The 19,868-nt window shown below is 37.2% G+C and carries 21 protein-coding genes; 19 read left to right on the forward strand and 2 right to left on the reverse strand.

Translation table 11 applies throughout. The annotated features are described in order from the left end of the window. Positions 1 to 192: 192 nt before the first annotated feature. Both AC6CHS_RS02530 and AC6CHS_RS02535 read left to right on the forward strand, forming a co-directional pair. Complete coding sequence (locus AC6CHS_RS02530; protein ID WP_498233874.1) at positions 193 to 735, forward strand: RNA polymerase sigma factor SigX; 543 nt, start codon at positions 193 to 195, stop codon at positions 733 to 735. Then, positions 725 to 1,882, forward strand: coding sequence for an RsiX family anti-sigma factor (locus tag AC6CHS_RS02535; protein WP_498233876.1), 1,158 nt, complete (start codon positions 725 to 727; stop codon positions 1,880 to 1,882). The genes AC6CHS_RS02530 and AC6CHS_RS02535 overlap by 11 nt, the downstream gene beginning before the upstream one ends. A 137-nt stretch (positions 1,883 to 2,019) precedes the next feature. Here AC6CHS_RS02535 and AC6CHS_RS02540 read toward each other — a convergent pair whose 3' ends face one another. Beyond that, a complete protein-coding gene (locus AC6CHS_RS02540) occupies positions 2,020 to 2,274 on the reverse strand; it encodes a ferredoxin (RefSeq protein WP_498233878.1) in 255 nt (84 codons plus the stop codon). A gap of 156 nt (positions 2,275 to 2,430) precedes the next feature. Here AC6CHS_RS02540 and AC6CHS_RS02545 point away from each other — a divergent pair, with 156 nt between their 5' ends. The 8 genes from AC6CHS_RS02545 (at position 2,431) to AC6CHS_RS02580 (ending at position 10,425) form a co-directional block, all read left to right on the forward strand. Then, positions 2,431 to 3,510, forward strand: coding sequence for a YpbB family protein (locus tag AC6CHS_RS02545; RefSeq protein WP_498233879.1), 1,080 nt, complete (start codon positions 2,431 to 2,433; stop codon positions 3,508 to 3,510). Further along, positions 3,497 to 5,032: a RecQ family ATP-dependent DNA helicase gene (locus tag AC6CHS_RS02550; RefSeq protein ID WP_498233881.1), complete on the forward strand. Its 1,536-nt coding sequence runs from the start codon at positions 3,497 to 3,499 to the stop codon at positions 5,030 to 5,032. The genes AC6CHS_RS02545 and AC6CHS_RS02550 overlap by 14 nt, the downstream gene beginning before the upstream one ends. Next, complete coding sequence (locus AC6CHS_RS02555; RefSeq protein ID WP_498233882.1) at positions 5,029 to 5,616, forward strand: CPBP family intramembrane glutamic endopeptidase; 588 nt, start codon at positions 5,029 to 5,031, stop codon at positions 5,614 to 5,616. Before AC6CHS_RS02550 ends, AC6CHS_RS02555 begins: the two co-directional genes overlap by 4 nt. Beyond that, entirely contained in the window at positions 5,606 to 5,920 is a 315-nt protein-coding gene (locus AC6CHS_RS02560; RefSeq protein ID WP_498233883.1) for a hypothetical protein, read from the forward strand. The genes AC6CHS_RS02555 and AC6CHS_RS02560 overlap by 11 nt, the downstream gene beginning before the upstream one ends. A gap of 341 nt (positions 5,921 to 6,261) precedes the next feature. Beyond that, positions 6,262 to 6,846, forward strand: coding sequence for a genetic competence negative regulator (locus AC6CHS_RS02565; protein WP_106896833.1), 585 nt, complete (start codon positions 6,262 to 6,264; stop codon positions 6,844 to 6,846). Positions 6,847 to 6,924: 78 nt separating this feature from the next. Further along, a complete protein-coding gene (locus AC6CHS_RS02570) occupies positions 6,925 to 7,848 on the forward strand; it encodes a D-alanine--D-alanine ligase (protein WP_498233884.1) in 924 nt (307 codons plus the stop codon). A 125-nt stretch (positions 7,849 to 7,973) separates the two neighbouring features. Next, positions 7,974 to 9,254: a Glu/Leu/Phe/Val family dehydrogenase gene (locus AC6CHS_RS02575; RefSeq protein ID WP_498233886.1), complete on the forward strand. Its 1,281-nt coding sequence runs from the start codon at positions 7,974 to 7,976 to the stop codon at positions 9,252 to 9,254. Between the two features lie 172 nt (positions 9,255 to 9,426). After that, complete coding sequence (locus tag AC6CHS_RS02580; RefSeq protein WP_498233888.1) at positions 9,427 to 10,425, forward strand: YpdA family putative bacillithiol disulfide reductase; 999 nt, start codon at positions 9,427 to 9,429, stop codon at positions 10,423 to 10,425. Between the two features lie 98 nt (positions 10,426 to 10,523). On the opposite strand, the gene AC6CHS_RS02585 is transcribed toward AC6CHS_RS02580, so the two are convergent. Further along, on the reverse strand, positions 10,524 to 11,498 hold the full coding sequence (locus AC6CHS_RS02585; RefSeq protein ID WP_498233889.1) for an asparaginase: 975 nt from the start codon (positions 11,496 to 11,498) through the stop codon (positions 10,524 to 10,526). Positions 11,499 to 11,581: 83 nt separating this feature from the next. On the opposite strand from AC6CHS_RS02585, the gene prsW reads away from it, so the two are divergent. From prsW to AC6CHS_RS02630, 9 genes are all read left to right on the forward strand, one after another. Further along, positions 11,582 to 12,259 (forward strand): glutamic-type intramembrane protease PrsW, encoded by a 678-nt coding sequence (gene prsW / locus AC6CHS_RS02590; RefSeq protein WP_498233891.1) that lies wholly within the window; start codon positions 11,582 to 11,584, stop codon positions 12,257 to 12,259. A gap of 337 nt (positions 12,260 to 12,596) precedes the next feature. Next, on the forward strand, positions 12,597 to 13,385 hold the full coding sequence (sleB, locus tag AC6CHS_RS02595; RefSeq protein ID WP_498234549.1) for a spore cortex-lytic enzyme: 789 nt from the start codon (positions 12,597 to 12,599) through the stop codon (positions 13,383 to 13,385). 15 nt (positions 13,386 to 13,400) lie between these two features. Then, complete coding sequence (gene ypeB, locus AC6CHS_RS02600; protein ID WP_498233893.1) at positions 13,401 to 14,744, forward strand: germination protein YpeB; 1,344 nt, start codon at positions 13,401 to 13,403, stop codon at positions 14,742 to 14,744. Positions 14,745 to 14,841: 97 nt separating this feature from the next. Then, a complete protein-coding gene (locus AC6CHS_RS02605) occupies positions 14,842 to 15,498 on the forward strand; it encodes a flagellar brake protein (protein WP_498233895.1) in 657 nt (218 codons plus the stop codon). Between the two features lie 176 nt (positions 15,499 to 15,674). Continuing rightward, positions 15,675 to 16,358, forward strand: coding sequence for a (d)CMP kinase (gene cmk, locus AC6CHS_RS02610; RefSeq protein WP_498233897.1), 684 nt, complete (start codon positions 15,675 to 15,677; stop codon positions 16,356 to 16,358). A 426-nt stretch (positions 16,359 to 16,784) separates the two neighbouring features. After that, positions 16,785 to 17,915: a 30S ribosomal protein S1 gene (gene rpsA, locus AC6CHS_RS02615; protein ID WP_498233898.1), complete on the forward strand. Its 1,131-nt coding sequence runs from the start codon at positions 16,785 to 16,787 to the stop codon at positions 17,913 to 17,915. A gap of 227 nt (positions 17,916 to 18,142) precedes the next feature. After that, on the forward strand, positions 18,143 to 18,742 hold the full coding sequence (locus tag AC6CHS_RS02620; RefSeq protein WP_498233900.1) for a YphA family membrane protein: 600 nt from the start codon (positions 18,143 to 18,145) through the stop codon (positions 18,740 to 18,742). Next, positions 18,739 to 19,629, forward strand: a complete 891-nt coding sequence (locus tag AC6CHS_RS02625) for a YIEGIA family protein (RefSeq protein ID WP_498233901.1) — start codon at positions 18,739 to 18,741, stop codon at positions 19,627 to 19,629. The genes AC6CHS_RS02620 and AC6CHS_RS02625 overlap by 4 nt, the downstream gene beginning before the upstream one ends. 3 nt (positions 19,630 to 19,632) lie before the next feature. Beyond that, positions 19,633 to 19,818 carry a capping complex subunit for YIEGIA gene (locus AC6CHS_RS02630; RefSeq protein ID WP_498233903.1) on the forward strand — a complete coding sequence of 62 codons (186 nt, stop codon included), beginning with the start codon at positions 19,633 to 19,635 and terminating at the stop codon, positions 19,816 to 19,818. Positions 19,819 to 19,868: the final 50 nt, after the last annotated feature.

Raw genomic sequence — 19,868 nt, forward strand, 5'->3', positions numbered from 1 at the left:
TTTTATTTATGGAATTTTAATTTACTATCGAAAATGATCCCTATTAAAGTGGATCATTTTTAATTTTAAGACCCCCTTATAAAACCTAATTACAGATGGACTTGCTAAAATCCAACATACTGACATATAGTGTACCTAGACTGTAACTTTTTAAAGAGACAAACGACTATCTATTAGAACGGGGGATCTTGCATGAAGGTCGTTTTTGATAAAATTTATGATCAATACCATCAAGATTTGTATCAATTTATATTTTATATGGTAAAAGATAAGCAGGTAACAGAAGACTTAGTGCAGGAGGTCTACTTGAAGGTACTTAAATCTTCTGAACGGTTTAGGGGAGATAGCAGTATTAAGACATGGCTTTTTTCCATTGCTAGACATGTAAGTCTCGATCATTTTCGTAGGAAGAAACGTACCCGAGATCGAATCGCTGATTATTTTGATTGGGGTGAGAAAAGCCATTTTATAAAGGATGAGCGTCCACTACCTGAAGAAATGGCAATTAAAACTGAAGAAATTAAAAATTTATATACATACCTTGATTTTTGCACAGTTGATCAAAAAAGTGTTCTCATCCTTAGATATATCCAGTCATTTTCTATCCAGGAGACTGCAGCTATTTTAAATTTCACTGTTAGCAAGGTGAAAACAACTCAACACAGAGGGCTTAAGTTATTAAGAAAACACATTATCGAAGAGCAGGAGAAAGGAGGGGCATCTAATGGATTCTAACAAGCAGAAGTATGACGACATTACTGAACAGCTTTCACAATTTCCAACATTTACAGATAGGCGTGATAAAGAAGCAATTAGACAACAGGTCTTTGCTCAAATGAAGCAGGGTGAACCTACAAAACAATATAAGCATAGAAAGAGATGGATACCTCTCGCCAGTACCCTGCTTGCGACAACCGTTTTGGTTTTTATTTCTTTCCTTTACTACACGAACACCAATGTCTTAAAAGAGAACAGTACGCAACAGGATGCGATGGAGTACGCTACAGAAGAAGAAACATTAATAGAGAAAAGCGCGGACCAAGAAAATGCCGCCCAATCGAATGGAAATATGGAATCTTCTAATCAGGTGGGAATGTTTGTGCAACAGACGAACGAGCAATCTATGGTCATCCATGGTGTAACAAGTGACCCACAATTGCAGTTTGTCATCCCTGTTTCTTTTATTGCTCCAGAAGACAACTCAAAAGAAATATATTATAACCAGCTAGAGAACTATTTAAAGGAATATGTTCCGATTAGTTCAAATTATTTATTCAAAGGGGTATCGTTTAAATTAGATGAGGGAAATAAAGAAGTGATTTTAGAGCTACCAAAAGGTTTTAGTATTAGTGAAGGCTCTACTGTGCCCAATATGTTTGAAGACCAGTTACGTTCTATGTTCTCGCCATATGGTATTGAAAAAGCTGTTTTTAATAATACTGAGGGGATAGACTTCGGTCAATTTGGTACCATTCATGAATTGGCTTTAAATAAAACGAAAACTGCCTATAAACTATATAGCAACGAACAAAATAATTTGCTTGTCGAGGTACCTCTCGATGAATATACAACAATAGAGGAAGCACTTGCAGAGATGCAAATAGGGGAGGAAGACTATAATGTTTTTCCGACTGTTCCAGATGAAATGGAATTCTCAGTCGTCACACAAGGTGAGCAGCTCGATATATCGTTAGAAAACGAGATCGCCATAGAGGATAGTCGTACTGGTACCATCATGGTGGAGGCAATCTTAATGACTGCAAAGAGTTTTGGGTATAAATTTGTAAAGATAAATAATATCTCAGGTGACAGAGTAGGTTATTATGATGTATCAGAACCACTGCGAGTTCCTGATGCTGTGAACCCGATTATGCTTCATTAATGTTCCAGGTAAGATAGGAGCCGAGCGAATCTGATATAACTATTCGCTCGGCACAAAAAATGGTATGGTGGGTATAAGCTAACATTATGGTAGCCTTGTCAAATATGGAAATATGATTTATTTTGGTATAACAAAGTTTAATCCTCTTCATATTTTAAGGGGTCGCCGTTGAAAGGCTGTGAAGATACTTTTACTGAATCCGTTGGACAACCTTCAAATGCATCAAGCATGTCTTCTTCTAATTCAGGATTTACCTCGATCATTCCCTTGTTATCGTCCAGTCTTACATATGCAATTCCTTCGTCATCGTAATCATATATTTCTGGTGCAGCCGCACCGCACGCACCACAAGCAATACACGTTTCAATATCTACAATGGTGTACTTTGGCACTACTCCACCTCCAAATTGGTCTTATACTCAATCATTAATCCATTATAAACGGATTCCTTCTAATCTCAATAACAACAGCTTATCTTTCTTTTCATGTTACCATTCTTTATAATAGAATTATATATTCCTTACAGGTAGAAGAGAGGAGGAGAAATGATGCTGCTCAAAGGAATCGTGCTATTATGCTGTAAAACGTTATCTGTGGAAAGAACAGAATCAGCAACCTTCCACATCCTTACAGGAAAAAAGTCTGTGCAAACAGTACAAGATATTCATCTGTATCACCTAACAAAATATTACGGTGTCCACAGAAAATTAGAACGAACTGTTTACGATCGAATACTTAAAGAATTACATGAGGAAGGGTTTATAATACGGGATCATACTTCGCTTACGCTTGAATTAACCAACCAAGGGGAAGCATGGCTTCAAGAAATTAAAGAGCAGCTGCCACTACATTATTTTAACGGCTTAAAGTTCAAAAGCAGTGCAGTGTTATTTCTTGAACGATTAATCCTGCTTGTCCAAACGTTTTCTAATGTAGGGATGAAACATTTCTCTTTTATTCCGGTACTGGACAATCCCTTGGTTGAAAACTGGGTGAAAGAACAATATAGGTTAAATAAAGAACGAATTTCTATTTACCTGAACGAATTACATAGCGAACTTTTACCATTACTCCAGAGTATTAAAGAAAAGGAAGCCAGCATTTTTGTTGACAGGTTAAGTGGACACCAGTACTATGGCATGAGCTGGGAGCAATTAGCTAAAAATTATGATATGACTATAGAAGATGTACAGATACTCCTAAATGGTATTTCTCATAAAATGGCTCACCAAATCTTGGAAAATAAAGCATCTTTCCCGTTGCTTTATCAGATGATAGAAGAAGGAAACAATAAACGTCTTATGACAGAATCTGCTTATAAGACTTACCAGTTACTTGAGAAAGACTACTCCATTGAAAATATTGCATTGGTACGCAATTTACGTATTAATACAATTCAGGATCACCTTGTGGAGATTGCGCTTTATCAAATGGACTTTCCTATTGAGCGCTATGTTCCTACCGATATTCAGAAGGACATTTTAGCAGCGACTGAAAAAGCATCTTCTAATAAATTAAAGGAAATTAAAGGACTAACAGAATTAGATACTACATATTTTCAAATACGGCTATTTATGGCAGGAATCGATTATGTAGAGCAAACGGGTGATAATAATGTCTACAATTAACTTAGAAAAGGGGCTTGATACGTATTTTGGCTATCAAGCTTTTCGTCCAGGTCAACGGGAAATTATTGAGGATACTATGTCAGGTAACGATGTATTAGGAGTACTTCCAACCGGATCTGGTAAGTCTATCTGTTATCAATTGCCGGCAATGCTTTTGAAAGGTGTAACAATAGTTGTCTCACCGTTAATTTCACTTATGATGGATCAAGTAAAACAATTAAAGGCAATAAATATAAAAGGTGTTGTTGCCATCAATAGTTTCATGGACACGAAGGAACGGAGGGAAATATGGAATACATTACATCGGTATAAATTAATATATATATCTCCAGAATTGCTTCAGCGACCAGATGTTCAGCGAAAATTAAAGCTGGTAGGAGTAGATCTTTTCGTTGTCGACGAAGCCCATTGTATCTCGCAATGGGGGCATGAATTTAGACCAGACTATTTGAAACTTAAAAAAATAATTACCTTTTTGGACCACCCAACTGTACTAGCGTTAAGTGCTACTGCCACGACAAATGTTCAGCAGGATATTTTATCATATTTGAATAAACCGAATATGATAAAACATATCTATCCAATTGACAAACCGAACATTACGTTTAATGTTGAACACTTATCTGGTGACAAGGAAAAACAGGAGAAAATTGTGTCGTTGTTAAAAGCTTATTATGTTCCGACTATTATATACTTTTCCAGCCGGTTAGAGGCAGAAAATATATCGGCTCTTCTTAGTTTACAAACAGATCGTCGCGTTGCATTTTATCATGGTGGAATGGAGTCACAAGACCGAATTATAATCCAACAACAATTTATGAATGGTCAGTTAGATGCCATTTGTTGCACAAGCGCCTTTGGAATGGGGATAAATAAAAAAGACGTTCGGTTGATCATACATTACCATTTAACGCCACAGCTGGAAGCCTATATACAAGAGGTTGGGAGAGCAGGACGCGATAATAAATCGAGTGTGGGCCTATTGTTATTTTCCGAAAGTGATGTTTTTTTACCAAAGAATATAATAAAAGGTGAACTGCCAACCAAAAATGAAATAACTACCGTGTTCCGCCAATTAAAAGCGATGTATGATCAAGGTCGATCGCTTCCCACTACAGATCAAGAGAATTTAGCGGTGTTTCAAGTTTCCGAATCAAAGTGGCGTTTTTTACAGTATCAACTTGAAAAACATGATATCCTTAAAGAAAACTACGTTATAATGTATGATCAACTATTATGGAAAGAAGCTTTTCTTGCTATTAGCAATAGGTGTGAGGAGCGATTAATGAAGAAGGACAAGCAACTACAGTCCGTCATTAAGTGGGTTTATCACACGGGTTGTCTCCGGAAAAAGCTTTATCAAGATTTCCAGCCGTCGTATACTGAACCAGTCGATCAGTGTTGCAGTAATTGTGGTTTTTCTTGGAAAGATTGGCAACCTGAACAGCTAACACACCAACGAGAGAAGGCATACTCTTGGGAAGAAAAACTTAAAAAACTCCTTTTGGTGGATGTGCAATGAGTCAAAGAGAAATTATATTAGAAATGACTGATAGAGAACTAAGAAAGCAAGTTATACTTTCACAAGGTCTTCTCCTTGCTGCTAGTATTGTATTAAGTTTGTTATTATTCGATTCAATAGGGGATTGGCTCCGATACTTTAATTGGAACCCAAAAGAGATTTTTTATTTTGGACTATTGCCTGGTATTATAATCGTCTTAATTGATGTTATTTTGATGCGCTTCTTACCGAAGTCTACCTTCGACGACGGTGGGGTTAATGAAAAACTATTTAAGGGGCAGCCAGTCTCCTTTATTTTTTTCCTTTCCTTGCTTGTTGCTGGGAGTGAAGAAATATTATTTAGAGGTGTCATTCAGACCTCATTTGGATATGTTATTGCAAGTGTCTTCTTTGCAATCGTCCATATACGTTATTTGAAAAAGCCTGTTCTCCTGGCTTCTGTTCTAATGATTAGTTTTTATATTGGTTATTTATTCGAACAAACCGGGAATTTGTTTGTAACTATTACGGCACATTTTATTGTTGATTTTTTATTGGGGGTAACCATTCGCTATTATAAGGGAGGAATAATCAGTGAAGCATAATACAAAAGAAACAGAAGATCAGGCTGACGAGCTTCGAAGGATTTTTGTGGAACTTGAGAATTCTGTTGAACCAATGGCACCGAATGAAAGAGAAGAAACAGAAAGTCATCCCAAAGGTGATGAGATGGACCTACTTAACTTACCTCCCAGAAAAGAAATACATGATCAGAACTCAAAGCGCCCTAAATTGAAAATGAGTATGTCTTTATTTAGGCTAACAATTGTTGTTATCTTTTTATTTTGTATCCTGGCAGGAGTGTATTTTATATGGCAGGATGAAATAATGTTATTTTTCACAAGCTAATAATACGACAAGGCGTTAAATTTGTAAGTTCTATAGGTAATCCAAGGTAAAATAATGGTACAATTTTTTAGAGCATTCTGTTGCTTCCCTACACTTCACGACGGTAGATGCCTATTTTTTCTGCGAGAGAAAGAATGCTAAAACCCATCTACCGTTGATGGTCTAATACATTTCTTTGATATCTCAGATTGGAATACCTAGGCTAAAGCTTGAAAGTAGTGAAAAATGAGGCTGTCAAGTTCAACATACTAACGAAAAGCATATAGTATAGAGAAAGAGCTTTGTAAGGGAATAATAATTAGACCGCTTTAAACAGATGATTATTTGGAGGAGGATGCTGTATGCGCATAGAAAGAGTGTCTGATGACCAGTTCACTATTTTTTTAACTTTTGATGATTTGATTGAACGTGGGTTTACAAAAGAAAATCTGTGGCATGATGCTACAAGCGTCCAGAACCTGTTTAGTGATATGATGTACGAAGCGAGTTCCGAACTGGATTTTGAGTTGGAAGGTGAACTTCTTGTTCAAGTTCATCTGATGCAGGCACAAGGCATGCATGTTATCGTCACACAAAAATTTGAAAATATGGATTGGGATGAGGATTTTATTGAGATGAAAGTGACACTGGATGAAAGTAAAGAATTAATTTTTTCATTTTCAGACTTTGAAAACATCATTCAGGTTGCTTCTTATTTGAGCCAAATCGGCATAAATGGCGGCCAGGTTTACTTTATGCAAGGTACCTATTACATGCTTCTAAGTGATGATGATCTGGAAGATATGGATAAAGAAGACGTAATTGCCATCATGTCTGAGTACTCCAGTCCGAGCATTATTACTTCTTACCGCTTAATTGAATATGGGAAGCAAATTTATGTAGCAGATGCTGTTAAAAACATTATGAAAACCTTCCATATAGATTAAAAATGATAGAACATGACTGTTTAAAATGATACGATAGTATATGGTTTTGCTAGAGAACTGAGATAAGGAGTGCACGGAATGAAAATTGCTGTACTATATGGAGGGACCTCAGGAGAACGAGAAGTTTCGCTCTCCTCAGGGAAAGGAATTATACAAGCACTGAAAAACAACGGGCATGAAGTTACAGGAATTGATTTTCACCCTGAAAGGCTTGAAGAAATCCTTGAATTAAATGTAGATCTTGTATTTATCGGGCTTCACGGGAAATTTGGGGAAGATGGGCGTGTCCAGGGACTGCTGGAAATGCTAGGCTTGCCTTATGTAGGATCAGGAGTATTAGCATCTGCGCTTGCTATGGATAAAGCGAAGGCCAAGCAGATATTTGAATCGAACGATATCCCTGTAGCAAAAAGTAAGGTGTATACTATTACAGACAAGACAAATTTGCAAGATGTAGAAAAAGAAGTTAACCAAGTATTTAAGGTGCCGTTTGTTATTAAGCCAAATAGTGAAGGATCTACATTGGGTTTGACAATAGTAGAAAACCCAGAACAAATATTAGATGGTTTAAACAGTGCTGCGATGAGTGATGATATGATTTTGGTTGAAGATTTTATTCAAGGAAGAGAGATTACAGTAGCGGTTCTTGGAGAGAAAGCACTTCCAATTATTGAAATCATTCCGAAAAATGCTTATTACGATTATGAGTCTAAATATGCTGCTGGTGGGAGTGAACATATTGTCCCGGCACAAATTGATTCCGAGACATCCAAGACTATCCAAGAGCTGGCTGTTAAAGCTCACAGCGTACTTGGCTGTAAAACCTATTCTCGAGTAGATTTTATATTGACAGAGGAAAATCAGCCTGTAATTCTAGAAGTAAACACACTTCCGGGTATGACACCAACTAGTCTATTTCCGGATGCTGCCAAGGTTATTGGGCTTGATTATGACTCTATGATAGAAACATTTATTAAACGAACAGTAGGAGATAAAAACTAGAAAAAGTATCTTTTAATATTAGTATATTTCTCGTATTCTTTATTGCATATTTGATATGAACGTGTATACTAATTTCTGAGAACAGCTATTATAAACTATTTACAGATATTATAGGAGGTAAATTCATGGTAGCCGATAACGCAGCAGATTCTACCAGAGAAAGTAATGAAAAACCGGATGTATTAAGTTCCACACAAACTGTTGTAAAAACTGCATTGGAGAAGTTGGGTTACCCTGATGAAGTATTTGAACTACTAAAAGAACCGATTCGTATGATGACGGTTCGTATTCCTGTTCGAATGGATGATGGATCAATCAAAATTTTCACAGGTTACCGGGCTCAACATAATGATGCAGTTGGACCTACAAAAGGCGGGGTAAGGTTCCACCCAAATGTCACTGAGACAGAAGTGAAAGCTCTTTCCATTTGGATGAGTTTGAAGGCGGGTATTGTAGATCTTCCTTATGGTGGTGGTAAAGGTGGCATTGTCTGTGATCCTCGAGAAATGTCTTTTAGAGAGTTAGAGGGGATTAGTAGGGGCTATGTACGTGCTATCAGCCAAATTGTAGGACCAACTAAAGATATTCCTGCTCCTGACGTTTTTACAAACTCTCAAATTATGGCATGGATGATGGATGAGTATAGTCGTATAGATGAATTCAATAGTCCTGGTTTCATTACTGGTAAACCTATCGTTCTTGGTGGGTCGCATGGAAGAGAATCTGCTACAGCCAAAGGGGTTACAATTTGTATTAATGAAGCTGCTAAAAAGAAGGGCCTTAAAGTAGAAGGGGCTCGCGTTGTTGTCCAGGGATTTGGTAACGCGGGGAGCTTCCTGGCGAAATTCCTTAACGATGCAGGGGCAAAAGTTGTCGGAATCTCTGATGCACACGGTGCGTTGCATGACCCTGATGGATTAGACATTGATTATCTGCTCGATAGAAGAGACAGCTTCGGTTCCGTAACGAAACTCTTTAATAATACAATTTCCAATCAGGATTTATTAGAATTGGATTGTGATATTCTTGTACCAGCAGCAGTCGAAAATCAGATTACAGAGCACAATGCACATAAAATCAAAGCTAGTATTGTCGTCGAGGCTGCAAATGGTCCAACGACAATGGAAGCAACGAGGATTTTGAGTGAACGAGGTATTTTACTAGTTCCCGATGTGCTTGCTTCTGCTGGTGGCGTTACTGTTTCCTATTTTGAATGGGTACAAAACAATCAAGGTTACTATTGGACCGAAGAAGAAATTGATAAAAAGCTACATGAAATTATGATTAAAGGATTTAATTCCATATATAACACAGCGGAGACTAGAAGAATTGACATGCGTCTTGCTGCTTATATGGTCGGTGTAAGGAAAATGGCGGAAGCATCACGATTCCGCGGTTGGGTCTAACGGCCTGCTGAGAAATCAATTGTATGACAAAAAAACTCTTATCCTGTATTATTAGATAGGAGTTTTTTTACGTTTATTATTGCTTGAAGAGGAACTTAGATATTAAGATTAACTAAATAAATCTTCGGTAAACAGCCTGCGAGATAGAATTCTTCTAAAGGAAGTGCATATTGTGCAACATGAAAAAGTAATTATTGTAGGGGGAGGGCCGTGTGGCTTATCCTGTGCTTTGGAATTAAAAAAAGAGGGTTTTACCCCATTAATCATTGAAAAAGAAAATATTGTAAACACGATTCACCAGTTTCCTACACACCAAACATTTTTTAGTTCCAGTGAGAAACTAGAAATAGGAAACATTCCATTTATTACAGAAAAACAAAAACCTGTTAGAAATGAGGCACTTGCATATTACAGATCTGTGGCTATGCGTGAAGAATTACGAATTAATGCCTTTGAAAAAGTTACTGAAATTACAAAAAAGGAAGGCTTATTTCAGCTGTCCACCATTACACGTAGTGACCAGGTAAATACTTATTCGGCTGATTATGTCATAATAGCAACTGGCTATTATGATCAACCTAACTATATGAATATTCCAGGTGAAAAGCTGAATAAAGTTACACATTATTTTAAAGAAGGGCATCCTTATTTTAAAAAGGATGTTGTCGTAATTGGTGGCAAAAACTCTGCAGTAGATGCCACACTTGAGCTTCATAAAGCAGGAGCTAATGTAACAGTATTATACAGAGGTGCAGAGTATTCGAAGAGCATCAAACCATGGATCTTACCAGAATTTGATTCCCTGGTAAGAAAAGGAATTGTTAAGATGGAATTTAACGCAAATATAGTAGAGATTAAGGAAAACAGTCTTCGCTATCGTGTTGGTGAAAAAGAAAAAACAATTAAAAACGATTTTGTGTTTGCTATGACTGGTTATAAGCCAGATTTAGAATTTCTAAATAGCGCTGGAATACATGTTGATGCCGCGACAGGATCACCTTCTTACAAAGAAAACAGCTATGAAACCAATATAGACAATTTGTTTATAGCTGGCGTTGTAGCTGCAGGATATAATAATAATAAATTATTTATTGAAAATGGACGCTTTCACGGAGAGGACATTGCCAGAATAATTACTGGTAGAGTAGTGGATGGGACAAAAGAAAATTAAACAACAAAAGCACTCTTTTTTCTTATCTTATGATTCGCGTTTTAACAAGGGCTAGGACATAACGTCCCAGCCCTTGTTTCCTTTAACCAATCGGTTTCTTAGTTTTCCTTTTCAAAAATATCTTTTAGTTTTGTAAAGTCCATCTTCTGTTCCAATGCGATCTGCAACTTAATTCGCGCTTTAGGACCTGTTAATCCATTAGAAAAGATAACTCCCATTTCTTTTAACTTACGTCCTCCACCCTCATATCCATAAGTCGGCTGAACAATTCCCTGGAAACAGCGTGAAACAAGTACAATAGGTATCTGAGATTCCATAATCTTTGCTAAATAAGGAACTGATTCTTTAGGTAGATTACCTTGGCCTAATGCCTCGATAACTAATCCGTCTGGTCTTGCTGCTAAGACAGCCTCTAACAGACCATTATCCATCCCTGCATATGCTTTTAGCAAATAAACGCGTTGATTAATTGCATCTACATTATAGCAATATCGCGAAGTAATCGTGTGATGAAAAATGATCGAATCCTTTGTTATGATTCCAAGAGGACCATATTGCGGACTTTGGAAGGTAGCAATATTACTTGTAGAAGTCTTTGTTACATTTCTAGCAGTATGTACCTCATCATTCATCACTACTAGTACTCCCTTTTTACTTGCATTGCCATCACTAGCAACGCGAATGGAACTTATTAAGTTATATAGTGCGTCTGATCCGATTTCATTACTTGAACGCATGGCACCTGTTATAATGATTGGCTTATCAGTATGAACGATAAGATCAAGGAAAAAAGCGGTTTCTTCTAATGTATCTGTTCCATGTGTCACGACGATCCCCTCGTAGGAAGGGAGCTCTTCCTTTATTCGATTAGCAAGTTGCAGCATGTGTCTTGGTTCAATATGGGGGGATGGGAGAGAAAACTCCGTCATTTCCTCTACATCAGCATATTGATTAAAATAGTAAGTTAGCTCTGATAATGGATGTTTTGTTGCTGTTGTAACTTCCCCAGTGGTTTTATTCTCCACCATAGAAATAGTTCCGCCTGTATGAATAATTAATATTTTCTTTTTCATTTTATTCTCCCTCACAAATGTTGTTTTCTTTATCCTTCTTTAGTGATAACATAATGATAGTAAATTAGGAAAGGGGCCGTTTGATGTTTGCTATATTTTCAGCTGGAATTGCACCGGCCATCGCACTCATGTCTTTCTTCTATTTGAAAGACCGTTATTCAGAACCCCTTCCATTACTTATACGTACATTTATTATTGGATGTTTACTTGTGTTCCCAATCATGTTCATTCAATATGTTCTTACTACAGAAGGCTTGACAGATAATTATTTAGTTGAATCTTTTCTATATACCTCCTTAACTGAAGAGTTTTTTAAGTGGTTTTTATTTATTTATACCATCTATCATCATTCTGAATTCGATGCACACTATGATGGTATTGTTTATGCCGTGGCAATTAGTCTAGGATTTGCCACAGTAGAAAATGTTTTGTACTTGTTTACAAATGGAATAGGATATGCCCTGAGCAGAGCTCTTTTCCCTGTCTCATCTCACGCCCTTATAGGAGTTATCATGGGCTATTATTTCGGTAAGGCGAAAACAAACAAACATCATAAGAAACGTAACATTGCAATGGCTTTTATTATACCGTTTCTACTCCATGGAACCTATAATTATATCTTAAACATCGTTCCTGGTAATTGGCTTCTCTTCTTAGTCCCTTTTATGATCTTATTATGGATTCTTGGACTACGACGTGTGAAAATAGCCAGTGAAGCTGCACCATTAACGATGTTTCAGAAAAAAAAGCAAGGTGCCTAATACCCTCTGTCAGTGAATTGACAGGGGGTATTTTTTATCCCGGTACAACCGTCCGTAAGACTCCCACTTTAAAACAAGAAGAGAAACCGTGGTGTTTAAGTGGGAGTACACGGTCGCTAACACCCCGATTCGTTCAACTAACAATCAGTGGGGGAAGAATGAAAACCCCCACTGATTGAAGGTTCACTTTATATCAGCCTATTTTATTTCTCCTATAAAAAGATATTGGTATAAACAGGGTGAATAAAAAGTAGGTTTCTTCAAAAAATAGGTTTACAACATAATGAAATAACCAGGAGGATACCATATGAAGCATAAAAAGTTCCTATTCTTTATTATGATACCTATTTTATGTGTAACGCTTCAAGCAACTCACCCGGAAAGTCCGGTACATGCTTTTAGCTCTCAAGTCATACAACAAGGTGCAGTGGGAGATGATGTAATTGAATTGCAGGCTAGATTACAATATTTAGGATTTTATAATGGCAAGATTGACGGTGTCTTTGGCTGGGGAACATATTGGGCATTAAGAAATTTCCAATATGAGTTCGGCATGGAAGTAGATGGGCTGGCCGGCCAGTCCACCAAGGATAAATTAGCACAAGCAAGTAATTATGATGAGCAATATGTCAAAGAACAGTTAAACCAGGGTAATAAATTTACACATTATGGCGGTACGGATAACAAGAAACAAACAAATCAAGGCGGAGGGGGCCAAAGTGAAGATGCCCCTGCTACAGGAAATACATCAGTAAATGTCCCACAGGGTTATTCTCAGAACGACATCCAATTATTGGCCAATGCTGTATACGGGGAAGCTAGAGGGGAACCCTATGTCGGACAAGTAGCGGTTGCCGCAGTAATATTAAACCGAGTAGAAAGCCCTACATTCCCAAATAACGCTTCGGGTGTAATTTTTGAGCCTAGAGCATTCACCGCTGTAGCCGATGGACAAATTTGGTTAACCCCGAATGAAACGGCAAAAGAGGCAGTGCTTGATGCTATAAATGGGTGGGACCCTACTGGTAATGCACTTTATTACTTTAATCCTGACACAGCTACATCAAGTTGGATCTGGACAAGACCACAGATAAAGCAAATAGGAAAACATATATTCTGTAAATAGAAAGGTGTGATGACATTGATTAGGTGGATCATAATCGCTGTTTTGGCAATTGGGGTTACTGGAACTGCTTTTTGGGGTTACCAGGAACATCAAGAAAAAAATGCTGTTTTAATACAAGCTGAAAACACGTACCAAAGATCTTTCCATGAGCTTTCCTATCACGTTGATTTACTGCACGATAAAATAGGTTCTGCGTTAGCAATGAATTCAGGCCAAAGTCTTTCCCCGCAAATGGTAGATATCTGGAGATTAACTTCAGAAGCCCTCTCAAATGTAGGACAGTTGCCATTAGGACTTTTGCCATTTAATAAAACCGAAGAATTCTTATCAAATATAGGGGATTTTACCTACAAGACTGCCGTACGGAATTTAGATGATGAACCACTTTCTGAGGAAGAGACAAAATCTTTTGAAGAGCTATACCAGCAGTCAGGCGATATTAAAGATGAATTGCGTCAAGTCCAGCATGTCGTACTTGATAATAACTTACGGTGGATGGATGTACAGTTAGCATTGGCAAATGGAGAGGAGCAAGTAGATAACACAATCGTTGATGGTTTTCAAACTGTGGAAAAGACAGTCGAGGGTTACTCTGAAAGTAATGTAGACTCTCCCATAGTTGGCACTTCCTCTCAAGATCATGCTTATAAGGGGATAAACGGAGAAAAAATTTCTGAAGAACAGGTACGTGAGAAGGGGAAAGAAATACTTGATGTGAAAGATGCCGAAAAGCTACATGTTACCAAAAGTGGAGATGGTGCGGACATTCCAACATATAGTATCTCTTATAAAGATAATAAAAAAAGCGCATATATGGATCTAACAGAACAAGGTGGACACCCCATTACAGTTTTAGTACAAAGGCAAATCAAGGATAAACAGATTAGCCTAAATGAAGGTATGGAAAAGGCAAAGGATTACTTGGCGAAATACCAATTTAAAGACATGGAGTTGTTCTTGAGTAGCCAATATGACAATATAGGTGTCTATTCATTTCTTTATAACCAGGACGGAGTGAGGGTTTATTCTGACGCGTTAGAAATAAAGGTTGCATTAGATACCGGTGACATTCTTGGTCTTACAGCGAGAGATTATCTGATGAACCATACTGAAAGAGAGATACCAGAACCAACACTATCAGAGGATGAGGCAAAGGAAGCAGTTAATCAAAAAGTTGAAATTCAAGAATCGTTTCTAGCAGTTATTGACAATGACCTCGGTGAAGAAGTCCTGACATATGAGTTCTTAGGTATCATGGGGAATGAGACATACCGAATATTTATTAACGCAATGGATGGAAAAGAAGAAAAGGTAGAAAAGTTAGATGGTGCAGAAGCTAATTATGCAGCAAATAGCTAAAGAGAGAGACATTAGTCTTTCTCTTTTTTCCGTTTTCTGTGATAATAGGTATATCGAATTAGTGTAGTGATTTTTTACCAGTACGGAGGGATTTCAAGTGAAAATTGGGAGCGTACTTACTCTTGAGTTGAAAAAAGCAGGAAAAAAGATGGAGACGTATCGATGCAAAATTATCGAAAAAAGTGAACATTATCTATTTATCGATTATCCAATACACGAAAAAACTAAAAAAACTTCCTTTATACCAAAAGGCACCGTGTTAAGAGCAATGTATATGGATGAAAAGCAGAACTTATATGCTTTTAAGACAGAAATTGTTGCTAAAGTAAAGTTAACCGTTCCTGGCTTGGCCATTAAATTGCCTGGCGATGATCTAAAACGAATACAAAGAAGGGAATTTGTAAGAGTAGAGGCAGCGATAGATGTTGCTATCCATTCTAAGAATAATTCTTTTTCACCAATTGTCACTGTGAGTACGGATATTAGTGGGGGTGGCCTCTCTGTAATCCTACCACATGGCAAAACAATGGAGAGTGATGGACCTTTAGATTTATGGCTCACTTTAGATATGCAATCAGGGGAATATTTCTATATTAATGCCGAAGCGGAGTTGGTTTTCATTAAAGAGCAAGATACACTTGTACATACAGCATCATTGAAATTCATTAACCTCTTAAAAGAAGACCAACATAAAATAATTCGTTTTTCTTTTGAAAAACAGCGAGAAGCAAGGAAAAAGGAACTATCCGTTTAAATTTCAGTTTTTGTATCCGAATAGACCATTATTTTATTGGTATGTTATGATTTATATAGAATAGTTAAGATTTCGGCTATTGCCAGATTTTCATCTCTAGCTGGCTATGTTCATTTAATGTTGGTTATGAGGCTGAATGATAGTCGAATGATAGTTGAGAGGAATGAGCTTTATAAATGGAAAATGAAATGATAGCCATCGCAATTGATGGCCCAGCAGCTGCAGGTAAAAGTACTGTAGCAAAGATAGTCGCAGAAAAACTTTCATGTGTCTATATTGACACTGGAGCAATGTACAGGGCATTAACGCTAAAAGCAATAAATAATCAAGTCGACTTACAAAAAGAAGAACCATTGGTAGGATTGCTAGCAAACACTACAATTAAATTAAAACAAAGTGCAACTGGTCAATTGGTCATCTTGGATACGGAGGATGTTACGGAGGCAATACGATCACAAGAGGTTACAAACAATGTTTCCTATGTGGCGATGCACCCAGAGATCAGGAGAGAAATGGTAGCCCGTCAGCAAGCATTGGCAGCCCATACGAGCGTGGTAATGGACGGACGAGATATAGGAACGCATGTTCTTCCTAATGCAGAGGTGAAGATATTTCTCATAGCATCTGTCGAAGAACGGGCTAAACGGAGGTTTGAAGAAAATACTAAAAAAGGGTACAACGTTGACCTAGAGGAATTAAAAAAGGAAATTGAGCAAAGGGATTTAATTGATTCTCAACGAGAAGCTGCACCGCTTATTAAGGCAGAGAATGCGGTGGAAATAGACACTACTTCTCTAACTATTGGACAAGTAGCTGACAATATCTTAAATGAAGCGTATAAGGTTCTCCAACGTTCTTAGGTGTTATATTGGTCATGTAAGATTAACTTCCAAGGTAACTTCTTCTGCTTTATCTTCCCATTTATTCGATAGGGAGAGATAGTAGGGAAGTTGCTTTTTCATACATACAAGACTCAAATAAGGTGACTGTTTTAAAAATCATTATTTGGGGAAATTTAATTATAGCTGAAGTTTTTCCATTTTAAGACGCGAAGCATTTATGGTGAAATGGCCATTAAGCGGAGTTTCAAAGATAATTAAGCATACATGAGATCGTATAATCGAATAAAGAAAATTATCAGAATCAAACAACATTACTTGACAAATAATTATAATTATTAGAAGTTATAGAAAAGGAACTTTCTATTTAATTCTAAATTCAAAAAGATAGAGTTAAATGATGTTACGTTAATGCGTTTTTTGATATGTACTTAGGAGGGCTAGGATATGACAGAACAAAACAATGAATTACCAGAATTACAAGTAGGTACTACTATTACTGGTAAGGTAATCAAGGTTGAAGAAAAACAAGTACTTGTAGACATTGGTTACAAAACAGAGGGTATAGTACCAATTGGTGAGCTATCCAGTTTGCATGTGGAACAAGCTGGGGACGTTGTGAAAGAAGGAGACGAACTTACTCTTAAAGTTAAAAAAATAGATGATGATGAAGTTGTCCTTTCTAAGAAAGCAATAGATGCTGATCAAGCATGGGTAGAGCTTGAAGAAAAATACAAAAGTGGTGAAATCTTTGAAACAGAAGTGAAAGAGGTAGTGAAGGGCGGCCTTGTAGTAGATGTAGGGGTTAGAGGATTTATTCCTGCTTCATTAGTCGAAACGTATTTTGTGGAAGATTTCTCAGACTATAAAAATAAAATGCTTGCCGTTAAAATTGCTGAACTGGACAAAGATCAGAATCGTATTATCCTTTCACACCGCGCTGTAGCTGAAGATGAAGCGCAGGCGAAAAAAGGTGAGTTGCTACAGTCTTTAGAAGCAGGTCAAGTGCTTGAAGGTACAGTACAACGTATTACAAACTTTGGTGTATTTGTGGATCTTGGAGGAGTAGATGGACTTGTTCATATCTCCCAATTAGCTCATAAACACGTTGAAAAGGCTTCAGATATAGTTTCTGAAGGAGAAAAACTAAAAGTTGAAGTCCTTTCAGTAGATATGGATAACGAGCGAATTTCCTTATCTCATAAAAATACAATCCCGGGTCCATGGTCAGATATTGAAAGTAGATTCTCGGCTGGTGATACAGTCGAAGGGACAGTCAGACGACTAGTTAACTTTGGTGCATTTGTTGAAATTGAAGCTGGGGTAGAAGGTCTTGTGCATATTTCGCAAATTGCCAACCGACATATTGGTACACCTCAAGAAGTACTAGAAGTTGGACAAAAAGTTAACGTCAAAATACTTGATGTAAATGAAAACGAAGAGCGTATTTCATTAAGTATTAAGGAGTTAGAACAAGAACAAGCTGAAAAGGAATATAAGCAATACGCAAAAGATGAGGATCAGTCTGGTTTCCAGTTAGGTGATTTCATCGGAGATAAATTAAATAAGTACAAATAATATTAATTATAGAAAAAAGCGTCTCCCAGTTTGGGAGGCGCTTTTTTGTTGTCTATAAAATTATATATACCGGTTAATTGTGACATATGTTCTGGAATAAACAAGTTTGTTTAACTTGACGTAACTGAGCCTATTTCTATCATACACAGCTGTCCGCTTTCAATATGGGCGATTGTATACATAACAGCTAAAATACCCATAATGAAGAGGGGCAGGTGAGATTATTAATGACAAACGAAGCATATTTTTATTGGGTTGGATGGATGCTTTGGATCATGACAACGTTTTTTATGAAGAGAGGAAAGAAAAGAGACTTATTTACAGTATGGCTCCTGGGCATTTTAATTTTATCTAATACCAGTGTAATGATAAGAGAGATAGAATATAATGCCTCCTTATTTCTTTTAATAATAAGTTCCATTATTCTCCTCCTTCACCTTAAGCGGCAGATTTACCTAACCATATGTACCTTTACTATAATGCTTGGCTATGCTTCCCTCCTTTTTTGGGAAAAAGCTGCTCCAATATGGCTTTTTTGGCCTAGAGAAGTGTTAGTTCCTCTTCTCCTTGGTCTGACAGCCCTGCTGCTTGTGAGGGGGCTTGAGAGCCGGTTATGTGTAGTACTGCTTGGAACTAGCTTTGGCGAATGTGTCTTTAGCTTTACTCTGTCTTCATACGGAGTTTCAAGAGGCACTGGGGAGCTTCCTTTTTTAGGCAATATTATGATTGCGATAGTATTTATTGTGTTTTTAGACATAATACGAAAAAGTAGAACCAAAAAAGCCAAGCATCATACTATACCTATAGACCTGGAGGTAGCAAAATGAATGAATATACATATCCTATAATCTTTGGGGTGTTATTAGGAACATTCGCGAGAATTTTAATGCTTAGGACTGATTATCGACAGTACCCTACATACTTACATGGGAAAGTTATTCATTTATCACTTGGATTTATTGCTGCCGCACTTGGAGCAGTGGCCGTTCCAGCTATAATGGAAATGGAATTCACAGCTGTCACCTTTCTTACAGTAGCTGCCACGCAATTTAGAGAAGTTAGAAATATGGAGCGTAACACACTAACCGAAGTTGATGAGTTTGAACTGGTACCCCGTGGGAATACATATATTGAGGGCATTGCCATTTCATTTGAAAGTAGAAACTATCTTGTTATCATGACTGCATTTATTACCACTCTCTTGTATATTGTATTTAACGTTTACATCGCGCTTGCCGGAGCGATTGTGAGCTTAATTGTGAATAAAGCACTAATGAGTGGTTCTACAATCAAAGATATTGTCAACATAGACTACCGTGAGCTTCGTTTTGAAGGGGCTGGCCTATACGTGGACAATATTTATATTATGAATATAGGGCTACCTGAAAGGCAAGAGGAAATTCTTAAATATGGAATGGGTTTTATTTTGACACCGAAAAATATGAATGTCATAACTACGATTGGAAATCTTGGACAACGTCAGGCGATCCTTCATGATGTTTCTGTTTCACTAGGTGTTGTAAGGGATTCTGGGACTCCAGCTCTAACCCCTTTAATCAAGAGAGATTTAGACGATGGACGAATTGGTATATTTATTCTTCCACAGTTAAGGGAGAAGCAAAAAGCGATTGAAGTAATAGGTGCCGTACCAGTTTTGGAAAATGCAATCCGAATGCCATCAGAGTCAAAATCTCATAGTAAGGAGAAACAATAAAATATGAAGATTGAAAAAGCAATTTTGGCAGTAATAACAACAAACCAATCAAAAGTCAGTGGTGGCGCGCCTATTTTTTATTGTAATGATGCAAAAGAGTCAGCAAAGGTAGCTGCAAACCTTGAAGCAATAACGGATGGGATTGCGCATTCCCTCTCGGATGAGATATACATCATTGTAAAACATTAAAAATAAATTGTTAATATGTGTTACTTTTGCTAGAATGAATAAATGTTAGG

The organism is Oceanobacillus sp. GQ8 (assembly GCF_059758495.1).

Bases quoted from the DNA above. Each gene is read 5' to 3' on its own strand.
- AC6CHS_RS02530 (WP_498233874.1), top strand. From the start codon at position 193: ATGAAGGTCGTTTTTGATAAAATTTATGATCAATACCATCAAGATTTG.
- AC6CHS_RS02535 (WP_498233876.1), top strand. From the start codon at position 725: ATGGATTCTAACAAGCAGAAGTATGACGACATTACTGAACAGCTTTCA.
- AC6CHS_RS02545 (WP_498233879.1), top strand. From the start codon at position 2,431: ATGCTGCTCAAAGGAATCGTGCTATTATGCTGTAAAACGTTATCTGTG.
- AC6CHS_RS02550 (WP_498233881.1), top strand. From the start codon at position 3,497: ATGTCTACAATTAACTTAGAAAAGGGGCTTGATACGTATTTTGGCTAT.
- AC6CHS_RS02555 (WP_498233882.1), top strand. From the start codon at position 5,029: ATGAGTCAAAGAGAAATTATATTAGAAATGACTGATAGAGAACTAAGA.
- AC6CHS_RS02565 (WP_106896833.1), top strand. From the start codon at position 6,262: ATGCGCATAGAAAGAGTGTCTGATGACCAGTTCACTATTTTTTTAACT.
- AC6CHS_RS02570 (WP_498233884.1), top strand. From the start codon at position 6,925: ATGAAAATTGCTGTACTATATGGAGGGACCTCAGGAGAACGAGAAGTT.
- AC6CHS_RS02575 (WP_498233886.1), top strand. From the start codon at position 7,974: ATGGTAGCCGATAACGCAGCAGATTCTACCAGAGAAAGTAATGAAAAA.
- AC6CHS_RS02585 (WP_498233889.1), bottom strand. From the start codon at position 11,498: ATGAAAAAGAAAATATTAATTATTCATACAGGCGGAACTATTTCTATG.
- prsW (WP_498233891.1), top strand. From the start codon at position 11,582: ATGTTTGCTATATTTTCAGCTGGAATTGCACCGGCCATCGCACTCATG.
- sleB (WP_498234549.1), top strand. From the start codon at position 12,597: ATGATACCTATTTTATGTGTAACGCTTCAAGCAACTCACCCGGAAAGT.
- cmk (WP_498233897.1), top strand. From the start codon at position 15,675: ATGGAAAATGAAATGATAGCCATCGCAATTGATGGCCCAGCAGCTGCA.
- rpsA (WP_498233898.1), top strand. From the start codon at position 16,785: ATGACAGAACAAAACAATGAATTACCAGAATTACAAGTAGGTACTACT.
- AC6CHS_RS02620 (WP_498233900.1), top strand. From the start codon at position 18,143: ATGACAAACGAAGCATATTTTTATTGGGTTGGATGGATGCTTTGGATC.
- AC6CHS_RS02625 (WP_498233901.1), top strand. From the start codon at position 18,739: ATGAATGAATATACATATCCTATAATCTTTGGGGTGTTATTAGGAACA.
- AC6CHS_RS02630 (WP_498233903.1), top strand. From the start codon at position 19,633: ATGAAGATTGAAAAAGCAATTTTGGCAGTAATAACAACAAACCAATCA.